General features: G+C 48.8%; 10 protein-coding genes and 1 pseudogene. 8 read left to right on the top strand and 3 right to left on the bottom strand.

Annotated features, from left to right (window positions below):
- Window positions 1–166 precede the first annotated feature (166 nt).
- Entirely contained in the window at window positions 167–466 is a 300-nt protein-coding gene (locus ACFOLF_RS07820) for a MazG-like family protein (protein ID WP_210037885.1), read from the top strand.
- Window positions 467–480: 14 nt separating this feature from the next.
- Here the strand turns inward: ACFOLF_RS07820 and ACFOLF_RS07815 are convergent, their stop codons facing one another.
- Window positions 481–903 carry a DUF1801 domain-containing protein gene (locus ACFOLF_RS07815; protein WP_210037884.1) on the bottom strand — a complete coding sequence of 141 codons (423 nt, stop codon included), beginning with the start codon at window positions 901–903 and terminating at the stop codon, window positions 481–483.
- 235 nt (window positions 904–1,138) lie between these two features.
- On the opposite strand from ACFOLF_RS07815, the pseudogene ACFOLF_RS07810 reads away from it, so the two are divergent.
- The 7 genes and pseudogenes from ACFOLF_RS07810 to ACFOLF_RS07780 all read left to right on the top strand — a co-directional run.
- A pseudogene (locus ACFOLF_RS07810) lies at window positions 1,139–3,055 on the top strand (rhamnogalacturonan lyase); the annotation flags it as partial.
- Window positions 3,056–3,592: 537 nt separating this feature from the next.
- On the top strand, window positions 3,593–5,371 hold the full coding sequence (locus ACFOLF_RS07805; protein ID WP_210037882.1) for a sensor histidine kinase: 1,779 nt from the start codon (window positions 3,593–3,595) through the stop codon (window positions 5,369–5,371).
- Window positions 5,372–5,398: 27 nt separating this feature from the next.
- Window positions 5,399–6,415: a response regulator transcription factor gene (locus ACFOLF_RS07800; protein WP_210037881.1), complete on the top strand. Its 1,017-nt coding sequence runs from the start codon at window positions 5,399–5,401 to the stop codon at window positions 6,413–6,415.
- A gap of 252 nt (window positions 6,416–6,667) precedes the next feature.
- Complete coding sequence (locus tag ACFOLF_RS07795; protein WP_210037880.1) at window positions 6,668–7,267, top strand: extracellular solute-binding protein; 600 nt, start codon at window positions 6,668–6,670, stop codon at window positions 7,265–7,267.
- A gap of 88 nt (window positions 7,268–7,355) precedes the next feature.
- Complete coding sequence (locus ACFOLF_RS07790) at window positions 7,356–8,225, top strand: carbohydrate ABC transporter permease (RefSeq protein ID WP_210037879.1); 870 nt, start codon at window positions 7,356–7,358, stop codon at window positions 8,223–8,225.
- Window positions 8,226–8,291: 66 nt separating this feature from the next.
- On the top strand, window positions 8,292–9,158 hold the full coding sequence (locus ACFOLF_RS07785; protein WP_379114028.1) for a carbohydrate ABC transporter permease: 867 nt from the start codon (window positions 8,292–8,294) through the stop codon (window positions 9,156–9,158).
- Window positions 9,159–9,189: 31 nt separating this feature from the next.
- Window positions 9,190–12,630: a glycoside hydrolase family 2 TIM barrel-domain containing protein gene (locus ACFOLF_RS07780; protein ID WP_210037878.1), complete on the top strand. Its 3,441-nt coding sequence runs from the start codon at window positions 9,190–9,192 to the stop codon at window positions 12,628–12,630.
- A gap of 228 nt (window positions 12,631–12,858) precedes the next feature.
- Here ACFOLF_RS07780 and ACFOLF_RS07775 read toward each other — a convergent pair whose 3' ends face one another.
- Entirely contained in the window at window positions 12,859–15,165 is a 2,307-nt protein-coding gene (locus tag ACFOLF_RS07775) for a serine hydrolase (protein ID WP_210037877.1), read from the bottom strand.
- Window positions 15,166–15,236: 71 nt separating this feature from the next.
- A complete protein-coding gene (locus ACFOLF_RS07770; protein ID WP_210037876.1) occupies window positions 15,237–16,835 on the bottom strand; it encodes an amidase family protein in 1,599 nt (532 codons plus the stop codon).
- Between the last annotated feature and the right edge of the window lie 304 nt (window positions 16,836–17,139).

The following is a 17,139-nucleotide window of genomic DNA, read 5'->3' as shown; positions in this document are numbered from 1 at the left end:
TAATGTATCGTGTGTTTCTACAATAAACGGGATAGAGCTTTAAGAGACAGCCCGACAGAAAAAAAGCGAGGCCGCTCCTTATAATGGAGTGCCTCACTTTATCAACGGGTTAAATTTCAGTGTTTCATGCATAAATAATAATGATGACAAGGAAGGTTGTTCAATCATGCAAATATCCGAGATGCAAAAACATACCAAAGAATTCAGTATCGAGAAGGGGTTCGACAAGTCTACCATTGAACAAAGATCGCTTTTTCTGGTTACCGAAGTAGGAGAGATGGTCAGGGAGCTATTGCATATTTCCTATCATCCGGACCATGAGAAGATGGAAGAAATCAAAGATCGTCTTGGTCTGGAAATGTACGATATAGTGTGGAATATCTGCGACCTTGCCAATAAGCTGGATATCGATCTGGAACAGTCTTTTCAGAAAAAGACAGAGATCAATAAGACCAGGACATGGTAATGTGATCGATCACTTTATTGTTTTTGGTAGGTCTCATTCAGAAACTTTACAGATTGGTTAATCAGCGCCTTCAAAACTTCATGATTAATGTCGGCTGCTTTGGTAATGTAGACGCAGGCTTTCCCCGATGTATGTTTTCCGAGCTTCTGCAATAGCGCCTCCCGCTCCGTGTCGCCTGTCGCAAAATACAGGCTGATCTTGGCTTTTCGGGGTGAAAAGCCAACGAGCGGGGCATCACCCTCGTGACCAGAATCGTATTTGTAGTGATACGAACCAAACCCGATTATACTGGGTCCCCACATTCGCGCAGGATAACCAGTCGTTTCTGTAAATATATCCAGCAGCTTATAGGCGTCTTCACGTTTCTTAAGATTCTCGACATTTTCAATAAACTCGATAACAGAGTTGTCGGTTTCTTTTGTTTTCTGTTCATACATAGGCAGGATCTCTCCCTTACTTTACACAATGCAAGACTTAAAGTTACAGTATCATGTACGCAGACAGGCTGTCAAAATCGGAAATGCGGATGCCGAAAATTTAACTTGAACTATTCTATTGAATTAATACTATCTTGTTTGCAAAAAAATCCTATTGCTGTAAAACTGCCAATGAATTAGGTTTAAGGAGTCACAATAATTGTGATAAATGACCAATTATAGGAGGCTCTAGTTAATGGGAAACGTACGGAAATGGAAGCGATCTATGAAGAAAACCGGATTGTGCCTGCTTGGCTCCATTCAAATTGCGGCTGTTTGCTCACCTTTGCAAACGGTTACAGCAAATCCCGCGGATGCTGCAACCGGGCAAGCGCAAGAGAAGAGACAGATGGAATATCTGGACCGCGGACTGGTGGCGGTTAAAACCGATGAGGGGGTCTTCGTCAGCTGGCGGCTGCTGGGTACAGAAGCGTCTGATATTTCATTTAATCTTTACCGTGACGGGAAAAAAGTAAATAACGCTCCGATCTTCACCAGCACCAACTATCTGGATGCATCTGGAACGACAAGTGCCGCATACACGGTTCGAGCCGTCTTGAACGGCAAGCAGCAGCCAGCGTCTGAGGAAGTGAGCGTTTGGGGTGGATCATATCTCGATGTTCCCCTGCGGAAGCCGGCTGACGGGACCAATCAGGATGGCTCTGTGTACACGTATAACGCTAACGATGCAAGTGTCGGAGATGTGGATGGGGACGGGCAATACGAGCTTATTCTGAAATGGGATCCTTCCAATTCCAAGGACAATTCGCAAAGTGGTGTAACCGGTGAAGTATATATCGACAGCTATAAGCTGGACGGTACCCTTCTGTGGAGAATATCACTTGGCCGCAACATTCGCGCCGGAGCCCATTACACGCAGTTTATGGTTTATGATTTGGATGGTGACGGTAAATCGGAAGTGGCCATGAGAACGGCTGACGGTGCCGTAGATGGCACGGGAAAGGTTATAGGCGACCCCAACGCGGATTTCCGGACTGCTGAAGGTTATGTGTTATCCGGTCCGGAATATCTCACCTTGTTTGAAGGCGCAACCGGGAAAGAGATGATTTCCGTACCTTTTGAACCAGCGCGGGGAAATGTCAACGATTGGGGCGATGACTACGGCAATCGTGTCGACCGTTTTCTTGCAACTATCGCCTACCTCGACGGCAAAAGACCGAGTCTGGTCATGGCTCGCGGCTACTACGCTAAAACCTCATTGGCAGCCTACAATTGGAGAGACGGCAAGCTCACCAAGCAATGGTCCTTTAACAGCAACGGCAATCCCGCCTATGAAGCCCAGGGGAATCATAATTTGACTGCGGCCGATGTGGATGGCGACGGGAGGGATGAAATTGTTTACGGTGCCATGACCTTTAGCGAGGACGGTCAAGTTCTGTATGGCACAGGATTGGGTCATGGCGATGCGCTTCATGTAGGGGATCTGGATCCCGACAGGCCGGGTCTGGAAGTATTTAAAGTCATGGAGCATAAGGATTCCCCGTATGGCGCAGCGGTTTGGGATGCCGCTACAGGCCAAACCATCTGGGGGATATTTACAGGTACAGATACGGGCAGGGGGATGTCGGCCGATATCGATCCTAACTATTTGGGCGAGGAACAATGGGCTGGCTCCGGCGTTGGCTTAAACACCGTAAAAGGCCAAAAGATAAGCAGCTCTACGCCATCTTCTACTAACTTCGGCATCTGGTGGGATGGTGATCTGCTTCGTGAGCTTCTGGATCATAATTACAATTCAGCCATAGGAGCAGGTCCCGGCAAGATTGACAAATGGGATTATATAAATGTCGCGACCAACAACTTATTGACTGCGGAAGGTACGCTGTCCAATAATTCTACGAAAGGCACTCCAAGCCTGCAGGCCGATATTCTGGGCGACTGGCGGGAAGAAGCGATCTGGAGAACAGCCGACAGCAGCGCGCTGCGAATTTATACGACGACAGCGATTACGGAGCATCGCCTTCCTACGCTCATGCACGACCCGCTATACCGTCTGGACGTGGCTTGGCAGAATGTAGCTTACAACCAGCCTCCGCATACCAGCTATTATTTGGGAGAAGGTATGATACAGCCTCCAGCGCCTGACATTTATGTAACGTATATCGCGGATGTAAACGTAAATCCCGGCTCGCTGAATCTTAAGAGCCATGGAGGAGATCATTCTGTGACGGTTCATATAAATATCCCGGAATATAATAGAGACTCCAATATAAGGCTGTCATCCGTTTCCATGAGCGTGAATGGCGGCACTTTGCAAGGGGGAGATGCCAAAGGGGATAGTTCCAAGGGATTTACGGTTAAATTTGACCGGCAACAGCTGATTAACCTCCTTTCGGGGCAAACCGGCGAGGTACAAGTGAAGATTAACGGAGTGCTGGAGGATGGAAACCATTTTACCGGCAGTGACAGCATTAAGGTACACTAATCATATCACGCAACCGGTTGGCTCGCCCTTGTGCCTTCCGATTGCTCTCCTTAGATCGAATCCCCTGCGGCTTATGGCCGGCAGGGGATTTTGTCTTTTCCATCCTGTACATATCCCTAAGCTGGAATTACAATGACTATTGAAGATTGTTCATTATTAAGTGAGACAACACAGAGCCGTTTGGCACAACATGGAGGTGTCAGCTTGCCATCGCTAAAAAATTATTGGGAAACCCGTACGTTTAAAAAAAAGTTGATTATTACGTTTATGCCTTTGGTCCTTATTCCGATGATATTCCTGACCGTGCTGTCAAGCTGGATCTATAGCAATCAGATTACCAAGAGCATGGATAATAATGTGGTCAATACTGTAAATCTGGTCAATGAACATTTGGACACCTATCTTGATGAGCTTACCAGGCTGTCGGTTCTCCCCTATTATAACAGCCAAATTTTGAATATTATGCAGCAAACCGGGAATATAGGCGATTCGGATTTCAAACTAATTCAAGGGCTTCTATCGCAGGCGATCCGCAATCCCAGGGAGGACCTGCAAAGCGTGTCCATTTACAGGAGAGACGGACAGATTTTTACGAGCTCCCTCTATGATGTAGCCATTAATTATCAGTATGACTTCAAAAGCTCGCCCTGGTACAAGAAAGCGATTGCATCGAATGGAAAGGTCGTTTTCACCGGAAAGGTCAATGATTCACGAATTATTAACCGTCCGGAGCCCGCTTTTTCAGTCGTCAGAGCGATCAAGATCTATAATGGCCCGATCCTGGGCGTTATTATCATCGATGTGAACTTTACCGGTCTGGAAAGTATTTTCAAGCCTGTGGATCTGGGCAAGGATTCGAATATTATTGTGCTGGATGACCACCATCAGAATATCTACAGCAAAAATAACCGTTATATGGAAGCGCTGCCGAATATCGATGCCTCGAATGACAGGATACAGGATATTAAAACGGCCAGCGATAAACTGATTGTTCATCATATCGATTCTGCGGATACGGGGTGGAAGATCGTCGGAATGGTGTCCGAATCCGAGATGAATCAAGGGAAAGCCATATTATATAAAACCATTCTCACGGTAATGGCCCTTATTGTTCTGGTCATCGTCATTGTTTCCGTCTTGTTGTCCGATACGATCACGAAGCCTTTAAAGACGCTCCGCATGCTGATGGGCAAGGTGGAGAAGGGTGATTTTAACGTGGCCTATCATTCCTTGAACGGTAATTTGGAAATCAGCCTGGTCGGAAGAGCGTTCAATAAAATGAATCAGAAAATTGATGAGCTGATCAACCAGGTGCTTGAAATTCGTTTTAAGCAAAAGGAAGCGGAGCTCAATAATCTCAAGCTTCAAATCCGGCCTCATTTCTTGTTTAATAACCTTGAGGCGATCCGGGCCTTGGCGGAAATCGGTGACAGGGAGGGGATCGTGGAGATTACCTCAGCCCTCGGCGGCATGCTTCGTTACAGTCTGAATAAACAAGATTCGAAGGTCGAGCTTCGCGACGAGATTCATCAGATCCGGAATTATCTCAAAATAGAGCAGATTCGTTCGGGAGATTCCCTGATCGTCGACTATGACCTGGATCAAGAGCTTTTGAACTGCATGACGATTCCTATTCTGCTGCAGCCCGTGGTCGAAAATTGCATTCATCACGGGTTTGATCAAGTGAACGGACCGAAAAAAATCAAGATTGCGGTTCAGCCGTATGAAAGCGGTATATTCATCATGGTGCAGGATAACGGAACGGGCATGACGGCCAGCGATCAAATGGAATTGAACGCCTATCTGGCCGATGAGGCAGCTGAGCTGACGTTTGGCAGCTCGGGAATCGGCCTTAAAAACCTGCATTCAAGAATTCAGCTGGAGTACGGGCCGCTGTTCGGTTTAACCATAATCAGCGAGTATGGGGAGGGGATGACCGTTCAAATCAAAATCCCCAGAGTCGAGCTCCGAACACGGATTTGATGGACCAAGGGAAGGGAGAAAACGGATATGCATCGTTTATTGGTGGTCGATGATGAATGGCTGATTCGTACCGGAATCGTTCGAATGGTAGAGAGGCTGAGCCCCGAATGGTTAGTCGAACAGGCGGCAAACGGTATAGAAGCGATCGAGCGGATCAAGCAAGCTTCCTTTGATTTGATCTTTTGCGACATCAAGATGCCCGGATTGGACGGCATTGAAACGTTGGATGAATTAACCCGGAAGGGCTATCGGATTCCGGTTGTTTTTCTGACCGGGTACGACGAGTTTGCCCTCATGCAGAGCGCGCTCCGTTTAAGGGCGTATGATTATTTATTAAAGCCCATTCATGACAAGGACATACTGGCCGTTTTCACAAGCTTCAAGAAGGATTTTTTAAGCATCAACATGCGTTCCGATATACAGCATGCCAATCTTCAGCAGTTTGAGTTCCAGCTTCTGAATGCACTGGATTCGTTTGACGCCGACCGTGTTTTTGGCGCAATAGAGGTTGGACAGGCTTTGTTAAGCGATCGGATGACCATCACGGAGTATGTGGATGAAATCCTGCGGATTACGAATCATTTTTTCAGTAAGTACCGCATCCAGGGCTTCGATAAGGATTTACCTATTACATCGAATGATCTGAGCAATTTATCCCATATCCGGCATGCGATCCAAATCCGGTTTTCCTATATCAAGCAGATCGAAGGAAACGAGAAAGGCGACCATAAGATCATTAAATTGGTCAAGGAATTCATCAATACTCATCTGCAGAAGCAGCTGACGCTTGCCGAGGTCGCGGATTATGTTCATTTTAACCCTACTTATTTCAGTGAATACTTTAAGGAAAAAAGCGGGGAAACCTTCATACAATACGTAACCCGCATAAAAATCGAAAAAGCCAAAACCATGCTGATGGATCCGACCATAAAGATTAACGACATATCCGAATATCTGGGTTATAAGGATCCAAGATCCTTTAGTAAAATGTTCAAGAGTTTTCTGGGAATGACGCCGACGGAATACCGCAGTATTCAAAGTTGATAGTCAGCACGGGGCTTCCCGGCCTTCCAATGTGATTGGAGGGTTATTCTTTTATGCCTGAATTTTCTGAAGGAGTTGGATCATGAAATGCTCTATCGGCGAATCGGCGGGTTGTTCGCCAGGTGCGGAAAGACCTGAAGAATTGTTCCTTATTCCGAATGTTAACACGTTTCCATAGGAAATTAAAACGGTTACAATAATCGCAGATGGTCGCGACATCAAGATTATGGGATCGAAAGATGGGGGTTTAATATGAAACGGCTTACATTATCGTTGTTGGTTGGCCTTATGGTCGTTAGTACCGGTTTGTTAAGCCTGGTCGGCAATGCGGGCGCCGATTTTGCGGGACGCTTCCTTCAGGGAAGCGCAGCCATGATGTGGAACGGCGACTGGGCCGTACAGATGCTGAACGACGCCATTCAGCAGAAAGGCGTGAAGCTGAACTACGATGTCGCTCCGCTGCCGCATTGGAAAGACTCGGAGCCGGCTACGACAGGCTCGTTCGCCGCCGTCATGGTGAACAAGCAGACGAGCCATATGGATGAGGCGAAGAAGCTCTCTGAATTTATCGCTTCGGAGGAAGCGGCGAAAATCATGGCCGGCAACGGACTATTGACGGTCTGGAGCACCGATGCCGTGAAGCAGGCGTATCTGACCAAGGTGACAACGCCGGAGCATGTCAGCGTCTTCTCGGACGATACCAAGGTTCTGAGTCAAGTGCCGATGGATCCGCTGTACAATCAAGGAATCAACATTGTGAAAGAAGAATCTTCTCTCTATCTGTTAAAGACGCAGTCGCTGGATCAAACCATGAAGAACATCCAGGACCGTATCAAAAAAGAAGTCAAATGATAAACTGAATTGCCGCAACCGTTTTCTGCCCGTCCGCGGGCAGAGGGCGCTGCCAAAGCCGTAACTTTACAGCAAAGAGGGGGAAGACATGCTCCGCTTTAAACAATACAGTATCGCGTACTTGTTCCTGGCGCCAAGTCTGATCGGCTTGCTCGTGTTTATTTTATACCCGGTTCTGGATTCGCTTTATTTGAGCTTTACGAAATGGGACGGATTAACGCCAATCAAATTTATTGGACTGGATAACTATCGGGATTTGTTGACAGACCAGACCTTCGGCATTTCATTGCGGAATAATATCTATTACACGGTCGTTACCGTGCCGGTCACCATTGCGCTGTCCATTCTGCTCGCGCTTGCAATGAATGTGAAGGTGCGGGGAATAAAAGTGTTCCGTGTTCTCTACTTCTTCCCGAATATTACGGCCTCCATCGCTGTCGGCATTATCTGGGCTGCGATGTTTACGCAATACGGGCCGATTAATACGATTCTGCGGTTTGTCGGCGTCAGCAATCCGCCAAGCTGGCTCGCTTCGACTTCCCTGGCGTTGCCGGCCGTCATGCTGGTCAGCATCTGGAAAAGCGTCGGCTATAACGCCGTCATTTTATTTGCCGGCCTGCAGGGCGTGCCCCGTCAGTTGTACGAAGCGGCCGAACTGGACGGAGCGAACAGGTTCAAGCAATTTTTGCACGTAACGCTTCCAGGCTTGTCGCCGGTTATTTTCTTTAGCGCCGTGACAGGGGTCATCGGCTCGTTCCAGGTCTTTGATACCGTGATGGCCATGACGCAGGGCGGTCCGGGAAGATCGACGAACGTTCTCGTGTATTACATTTACAATTCGGCCTTCCTGAACTATCGCTTCGGCGCCGCCTCGGCGATGTCCTACGTCTTGTTCGTCATCATCCTGATCCTGACGCTCATTCAGTTAAGGGTTCAAAAACGTTGGGTCACCTATTAAATGATAACCCCACAAAGTGGCGCTTTTGCATAAAGATTCTTGATCGAATAGAAAGGAGCGCGGATTGTGGAACTGACAGCGGGCGAAAGCCCAAAGAGATTGGGTCTTGGCAAGAAACAGGTCCTACGGACCGTTCCGACCTATATCCTGCTTCTGGTTGTATGCATTGTGACCGTCCTGCCGTTCATATGGATGCTGTCCGGCTCGCTTAAAAATCAGGCGACGATTTTCCAGCATTCCATGCAGCTTATTCCCACGCAGCCATTATGGTCAAATTACAGCGACGTATGGAGTAAAATTCCATTCGGCACTTTTTATTGGAACACCGTTAAAGTCTCGGTAATATCGACAGCCGGTTCGCTGATCTCGGCATCGCTTGCCGCCTATGCCTTCGCCAAGCTGAAATTCCCAGGGAACAGCAAATTGTTTTTGCTCTACTTGGCGACGATGATGATTCCCGGCCAGGCGATTATGATACCGCAATTTACCATTATGAAGAATCTGGAACTCGTCAATACCCATTGGGCGTTAATTCTGCTCCATTTATTCAGTCCGTACGGCGTTTTCCTGCTCCGGCAATTTTTCATTCAACTGCCGCATGATTTGAACGAGTCCGCCCGCATCGACGGTTGTTCGGAATTCGGCATATTCTTTCGGATTGTACTGCCTTTGGCCAAGCCGGCGCTCGTGACGTTAGGCATATTCAATTTGCTGGGGTCATGGAATGATTTTCTTCAGCCCTTGATTTACCTGAGCAAAGAAAATCTATACACGATCCAGATGGGGATTCGATATTTTCAACAGGTGAACGGTGCTGACTATCCGCTTATTTTGGCTGCCACCACCATGTCCCTGGTACCGATTATTATCATCTATTTGTTCGCCCAGCGGTATTTTATTGAAGGAATTGCGGTTACGGGGACCAAGGGATAAATTCAGCAATCGGAAAGGAAGCCATGAAACCGTGAATAAGAAGACATTGTTTAACGATGGATGGGAATTTGCCAAAAGCAGCCTGGAAGCTGCGGGTAGCGCGGATTTGAAGTTCGAGCCTGTCGATCTCCCCCACGATTGGCTGATCTACGATACGTTAAATCTATATGAAAATAGTATAGGCTGGTACCGCAAGAAATTTACCTCTGCCAATCGCGCTGACCGGATCCTGTTATGCTTCGATGGCGTGTATATGGACTCTACCGTCTATGTGAATGGTCAATTTGCAGGAGAATGGAAATACGGATATTCGTCATTCGAGCATGAAATCACGGATGCGGTCGCAGACGGGGATAACGAAATCCTGGTGAAGGTCGTGCACCAAAGCCCGAACAGCAGATGGTACTCCGGTGCCGGCATCTACCGGAATGTGTGGCTGAAGACAAGAGACCGCAATCATCTTGTTACGGATGGGATTTATATAACCACCAAACGGGATGGCGATAGCTGGCAGGTGGAAGTGGAAACCGAAATGAATCTTGATCAGGATGCGCAGCTAGCGCATACGATTCTGTACAAGGACCAGGTGATTGCTTCCGCCTCCGATAGAATCGCGGCAGGCAGTGTTCCTGCCGCACATCATTGGGTAAGGCTGCCGGTAAATAAACCGCTGTTGTGGAGCACGGATGAGCCTCATTTATACCAATTGAAAACCGAATTGCACCTGGCTGCAGCGGATGGGGACGCGAATCAACAGACGGGAATGATCGAAACCGTCACACAGAATATCGGGTTTCGGGAAATCGCACTAAGTCCCGATCAAGGTCTTCAGTTAAACGGCAGAAGAATGAAATTAAACGGGGTTTGCGAGCATCATGATCTGGGAGCCTTAGGGGCGGCTTTTAATTTAAACGCCCTCAGAAGAAGGTTTAACATCTTGAAGGATATGGGCGTTAACGCGATCCGCACAGCCCACAATATGCCTGCAGTCGAGCTTATGGATCTGGCGGACGAGATGGGACTGCTGGTCGTCTCGGAGGCCTTCGATATGTGGGAGAGACCGAAAACGACTTATGATTACGCGAGATTCTTCAAGGATTGGGCCCGTATCGATGTGAAAAGCTGGGTCATGCGCGACCGCAATCATCCGAGCCTGCTGATGTGGAGCATCGGCAATGAAATTTACGATACCCATGCCGATCCAAAAGGGCAGGATGTAACGAGGATGCTTATGGATGAAGTGCTTCGGTATGATCCGAAAGGCAACGCCGCCGTTACGATCGGCTCGAATTATATGCCCTGGGAGAATGCCCGAAAATGCGCGGATATCGTGAAGGCTGCGGGATACAATTACGCGGAGAAGTATTATCAAAGCCATCATGCGGAGCATCCGGATTGGATTATATACGGCAGCGAGACAGCCTCCGTTGTCCAAAGCAGAGGCATCTATCACTTCCCGTTCGAGAGATCGATTCTTGCCGACGACGACGAGCAGTGCTCCGCATTAGGAAACAGCGCAACAAGCTGGGGCGCAAAGTCGGCAGAGGCCTGCATTCTTGCAGAAAGGGATACCCCCTTTTCCCTTGGCCAGTTTATATGGACCGGATTTGACTATATCGGCGAGCCGACCCCTTACCATACCAAGAACTCTTATTTCGGGCAGATCGATACGGCTACCTTCAAGAAGGATTCCTATTACATCTATCAAGCGGCCTGGACGGATTACAAGACAAGACCAATGGTTCATCTTTTTCCTTATTGGGATTTCAATAACGGTCAAATGATTGATGTCCGCGTATGCTCGAATGCGCCCAGGATCGAATTGCAGTGTAATGGCGTTACAATCGGAACCTATGATATTGATCATGAGCATGGAACGCAGCTTGCCGGCTGGTGGAAGATCCCTTATGAAGAAGGGGAAATCAAAGCGCTCGCTTATGATGAAGCCGGCCATGTCATTGCGACGGATGTCAGAAGATCCCCTCGCGATGCGAGGAGGATTGGTTTGCATGCGGATAAGGAGACTCTTATTGCGGATGGGACCGACTTGATATTTGTGGAAATAACCATGGAGGATGAGGACGGCAATCCGGTGGAGAACGCGAACAATCGGGTGCATGTACAGGTAACGGGAGCAGGCCGCCTGATCGGTCTGGATAACGGAGACAGTACGGACTATGATCCCTATAAAGGGATAAGCAGAAGGCTGTTCAGCGGAAAACTGATGGCCATCATCGCGGCTTCGCTGGAGCCTGGCAGGATTCGTATCGAGGTTTCTTCGACCGGTCTGGAAAGCGGTGCTGCAGAGTTTAAGTCGCTTCCGGCGATGGATGGAGCGTTGGAGGGGATTTCCGCAGCCATGAGAAATCAGGATCTGCCCTGCGTCATGGGAAGCAAGGAAGAAATCCCGCTGCGCAAAATTGAAATTGTAAGCGATTCGGGACAGCTGTTTAACGAATCAAGACAAGAGGCGGTTGTGCGGGCAAATCTGTATCCTGAACATGCTTCTTATCAAGAGGTGGAATGGAGCGTAGTGAACGAGGCGGGGATCGTATCCAACCTTGCCCGCATAGAAGCTTACGGTCATGAAGCGAAGATCACGGCGCTTGGTGACGGGGAGTTTCGGGTCCGCTGCATGAGCAGGAACGGCAGCGACAAGACCAAGCTCATTTCCCAGCTGGAATTTAAGGCCTCCGGTCTGGGCACAGCATACAAAGATCCTTACGGCTTCATATCGGCGGGACTTTACGATTTCAGTAAGGGCGAAGTGGGAAACGGGAATGAAAGAGGGGTAGCGACCAGCAGAGACGGAGAAACCCGGGTAGGCTTCAGCAATATTGACTTTGGCCCCTATGGCTCTGATCTGATCACCATGCCAATTTTTGCCTTGAACAGCGACGCGTATGAACTGCAAATCTGGGAGGGAAATCCCGAGGCAGAGGGCAGTGAATTACTGGCCGATGTCATATATCAAAAAGCATCCAGGTGGAATGTGTATCAAGAGGCGACATACCGCTTGTCCAAAAGACTTACGGGTATCACTTCGATTTGTTTTGTCCTTCAGAAGAAAGTGCATATCAAGGGCTTCACATTTGATAAATGGAATCGCGCCTTTGAGCGGAATAACGCTGCGGAATGCGACCGTATCTATGGTGATACCTTCACCATTACGGATAATGGCGTTGAAGGCATAGGGAATAATGTTTCCCTGGAGTTTGAACAAATGGATTTTACAAGCGAAGGCGCAGCGAAGCTTGTCGTCTATGGCCAATCGCCTATTGATAAAAATACCATTCATATCCGGTTCGCAAACGAGGATGGCGAAAGCAATCAACTCATCGAATTCACGCATTCCGGTGGATATGAAGAGCGGGTATATGACTTGGAGAAAATAACGGGCAGCCAAAAAGTAACCTTCATCTTTTTGCCGGGAAGCCATTTCGATTTCGGCTGGTTCCAATTTATGAGATAAGCCGGAGAACGGCAATCCGAAATAATCTGCTTAAAACGAAAAATGGCCTTGTTCGCAAATATGCGGGCACGGCCATTTTTCATTTGCTGGTGCACGGGATGACAAATTTGCTGAGCCATCATTCCGCCCGGGAAAAAGACTGCATGTTCTTTTTCCAGTGGGGTGCCATCTCCGCTTGTATATCCTCATGCATTTCCTGATGCGCGGTCATTGTCTGTTGCTTCAGCCTTATTTAATCCGGGAATAAACAAGGGATTTAACGGCTTCGGCACGGGTAACATTGCCGCTCGGCCGGAAAGTGCCGTCCTCATATCCATTAATGAGCCCCAGATACTGTGTTTTTAGCACGGCGTTTTTTGACCATGCCGGAATATGATTTATATCTTTGTACGGCAAATTCTCCAAAAAGCCCGTAACAGACCCATTCTCATATTCATATGCACGGATGATCATCGATACCATTTCAGTACGGCTTATGGGGGCTGAAGGATTGAAAACATGGTCCGTCTGGCCGTTTGCGATTCCAGTTTCCTGAGCTGCCGCAACATCGGCAGCAAACCAGCTGTCAGCCGCGACATCGACAAATGTTGGAAGGCCAATGGATGGCTTCAGTCCAAATGCCCGGACGAGCATGGAGACGAATTCCGCACGCGTAACCAGGCGTTCAGGACTGAATGTGCTTTCCGATGTCCCCTTGACAAGGGAAGCTGCGGCAGCCGCTTCAATATAGCTTCTTGCCCAGTGGCCCGCATTAACGTCCGTATATACGGAGTCGAATGCTATCGTATGATAGACGGCTCTGGCAATCTCCTGAACGACCGGATTCCCTATGGTTTGTGCTTCGTCGAAGCTGCTGGTGGTGGTCACTTCGGTCATGACGGCAATCGCAACTTCCCTTCCAGGAATCAGGAAATAGCCGGAATCATGAGTAACGTTCCCATTCTCTCCGGTTTTGTGGGCGATCGGCAAGCCTGACAGAGCGGCGCCAAATTTGGTTTTGACCTCCTGGGCTTTCATCCAGGTGATGATCTGATCGCGGGACTTCCCGGAGAGGAAGTCTCCTTTATAAATCTTCTCAAGCAGCGCGGCAAGATCGGATGCGTCGATATAGTTGTCTTGAGCCGGCGTTGGTGCGGCTGCGAACATTTTGCGCCCGAGATGCATCACTTTCAGGCCCAATTGGTTCATTAAAGCGTCAACCTTGTCGAGTCCGACCGCATCGATCAGAACATTGGTAGCCGTATTATCCGATTGCGTGATCATCAAACGGGCCAAACGTTCAATAGTCACGTCCTGCGGAAACTTCTCATTCTGGAGAGAGCCTGTCCCACCTACGACGTCTTCGGGATCAACGGTTACTTTCTGATCCAGCGACAATTGGCCGTCATCGACTTCCTGCATTAACGCGGACACAAGTGCCATTTTGATTGTGCTTGCCGGCGCGTAGGATTGATGGGAGCCGAGCAGCAGCTCCCGGCTGCCCTGTGATGTGCTGAGATCCTTAAGCCCGACGGATACACGGATCCCGTTCTTCGCTGCCGCTTCAATGATCGGGCTTACAGTTAGTATAAGGGCAGGCCAAGAGTCCGGAGACGGAGCAGGGGACGGGTTGTCCAATAGATAGTTATAAACTGCCCTGGCAACCCGCTGTACAATCGGATTGCCGAGTTCTTGCGCCTTTCCGGCATCTTCCGGTTTTGTAATCTTCGTAAGCACGACAATGGCGATTTCCTTGCCCGGTTCCAGAAAATACCCGATGTCATGGCTAACGTCACCCAACTCGCCTGTTTTATGAGCGATGGGCTTGCCAGGCAGGGCGGCGCCGAATTTGGTTTTAACCTCCTGGCCCTTCATCCACGTGATGATTTGTTCGCGGGACTTGTCGGAAACCAAACTACCGCTGTAAAGCATATCCAGCAGCGCCAACAGTTCGGCCGCATTGACATAGTTATCTTCAGCAGGGGATTTCGCAGGAGTCAGCATTTTTCGTCCCAACTGCATGACATCAAACCCCAAATTGTCAATCAAGGCATTAATTTTTTCAAAAGTAAGCAGATCGATGAGTACATTCGTTGCCGTATTGTCCGACTGGACGATCATTAGACGCGCCAAGCGCTCGATGGTAATATCCTGAGGAAATTTCTCATTCTTCAGCGTCCCGGATCCCCCGACAACGACATCGGAATTGACCGTAAGCTTATCTTCCAGACGTAATCGGCCAGCTTCCACCTCTTGCATCAGAAGAGCAACAATTGCCATTTTGATCGTGCTCGCGGCGTAATACTTATCCGGCGAGCCGAGCAGGATTTCCTGATTGTCGTAAGTGCCGCTCAAATCTTTTACGCCTACCGAAACTTGAATCCCCTGTTTGGCAGCGGAATCGATAATGGGTTGCAGAACGGTTTTCAGGCTTGGCCATAACGGGGTTTGAGCTTCTGCCGAAACTTGCAGAGGCGATATTTGGGCAAGCAATAAAGTTGCGGCCAAAAAAACGGACAAACAAATTTTGAACGCAGGGAATTTAAAAGTGCGCATACTTGACCCTCCTTGATCAAATGAACCTTCGGCACAACCGTCTGGTAAGCACAAATGTTGGCTGTTTATGCTTACTTGAGAGCTGGAGTACTGAGTGGGGCTTTGCGCGTCTTTGCTGCCTGCTCGAAAGAATAAGCGAGCGAGAGCAGCAGCGGCTCGCTGTAATCGCGGCCGAGCAGTTCTGCGCCGACCGGTATCCCGAGCGGTGCGCTGGCCGTCTTGGCGCTGAAGCCGCCAGGAAACGTAACGGCCGGGAAGCCGGTGCCATTAGACAATGTACCGTTTCGCTCCGGCTGATCCGGTTGGCCTGCCGGTGCGACAAGCACCTTCTGCAGCGGGTACAGGATTGCGTCAAGCTTAAGCGAGGCCATTTTGGAAGAAACGGCCAAGCGCAGTTTGTCACGGTTTAGTGTGCGATCCTTATACGTTTGATTGTTCAGACCGTCTTGTACGGCAATCTCAGATTCCAGCGTCTTCTGGATATCCGGTGATGCTGTTTTGGAATCTACCAGTTGTTTGAAGCTTTTCACAGGAGCGTCATTGCCAAGTTCGGAAAAGTAATGTTCCATTGCAGAGTTGGCCTCCCACTGGGAGGTGCCGACGATCGGTGACAACGTGTCATATTCAGGCAGTGTGAAACGGATAATGGTCGCTCCTTTTGCTTCCATCGTCTTGATCGCTTGCTCCATGATTTTATTAACCTCTGCGTGACGCTCCTCTTTGCCATACAGATTAGTCATGACGCCGATGCGCGCGCCTTTCAAAGCATTCGCCTTCAATCCTGCCGCATAGCCGGGGGGAGTTTTGCCAACACCAAATGAGGTTATTGGATCGTTGGGATCGTAGCCAACCATGACGTCGAGCAGTTTTGCCGCGTCCTTCACTGTACGGGCAATCGGACCAATTTCGTCCTGCGTGAAGCTGTTCGGAATGACGCCGCCGCGGCTGATTAACCCTCTCGTCGGTCGTACTCCCACAAGACTGTTAGCGGAAGCCGGCGAACGGATCGATTGTCCGGTATCACTGCCCGTCCCCAGCACACCGAAGTTGGCCGCGATTGCAGCGCCGGTTCCGCCGCTGGAACCGCCGGGAGTGCGGGTCAGATCATATGGATTGAGAACCTGACCGCCGAGGCTGCTGATGGATACGCCGCCACGCGCGAACTCTTGCAGGTTGGATTTTGCAAGGATGATGGCGCCGGCTTTGCGCATTTTGTCGACGGTGAAAGCGTCGGATGTCGGTACCGAATCTTTCATAGCTACATTGCCGCCGGTAGTTGGCATATCATACGTGTTGAAGTTGTCCTTTAGAATGATCGGGATACAATGCAGCGAGCCGACTCGGCCTTTGCTGTTTTTGTATTGTTTATCCAGCTGTGCCGCAATGCTCAGGGCAATGGGGTTGACCGTAATGATCGAGTGAAGGGCAGGCCCTTGCTGGTCATAGGCTTTAATGCGATCAAGGTAACTTTTAACCAGAGTTGCGCAAGTGAGCGTTTTATTGGCAAATGCCGCATGGATGCTTTCTACGGTGGCTTCCTCGAGAATAAAAGGCTTGGCTTTCTGCAGGCTTACATTTGAGTTCTTGCCGTAAACGGGCAGCTGCATAACTCCAAAGAACAGACAGGCGGTCAAGAAAAGAAGTGCACTCTTTTTGATGAGTGGTTTCATTCGATTTCCTCCCATATACGTAAGGTTATATAACATTACATCAATTAGTATAGACGCAACTCTTGTAATTAAGCAATATTTAACATGGCTAAACCTGATAAATATATATATATCTGGGAGCATAAGAGAACAAAGAAGAACACCCAATCATACCACATAGTGATGAAGAGTTGCTGCTCATTCCGCTCGCGCTGGGGATTTATCTTGATTTCGTTTTATCTGATGCGCATTGTTTGGAGGAATGACTTCACAGTATTGCAAATTAATAGGTTATTATTTAGTATGGAAATTACTATAATTTATG

It is taken from the genome of Paenibacillus sepulcri (assembly GCF_042647105.1).
GTDB lineage: Bacteria > Bacillota > Bacilli > Paenibacillales > Paenibacillaceae > Paenibacillus_Z > Paenibacillus_Z sepulcri.
The sequence above is the reverse complement of the archived record's forward strand: the minus strand, read 5'-3'. Positions and strand labels throughout refer to the sequence as shown.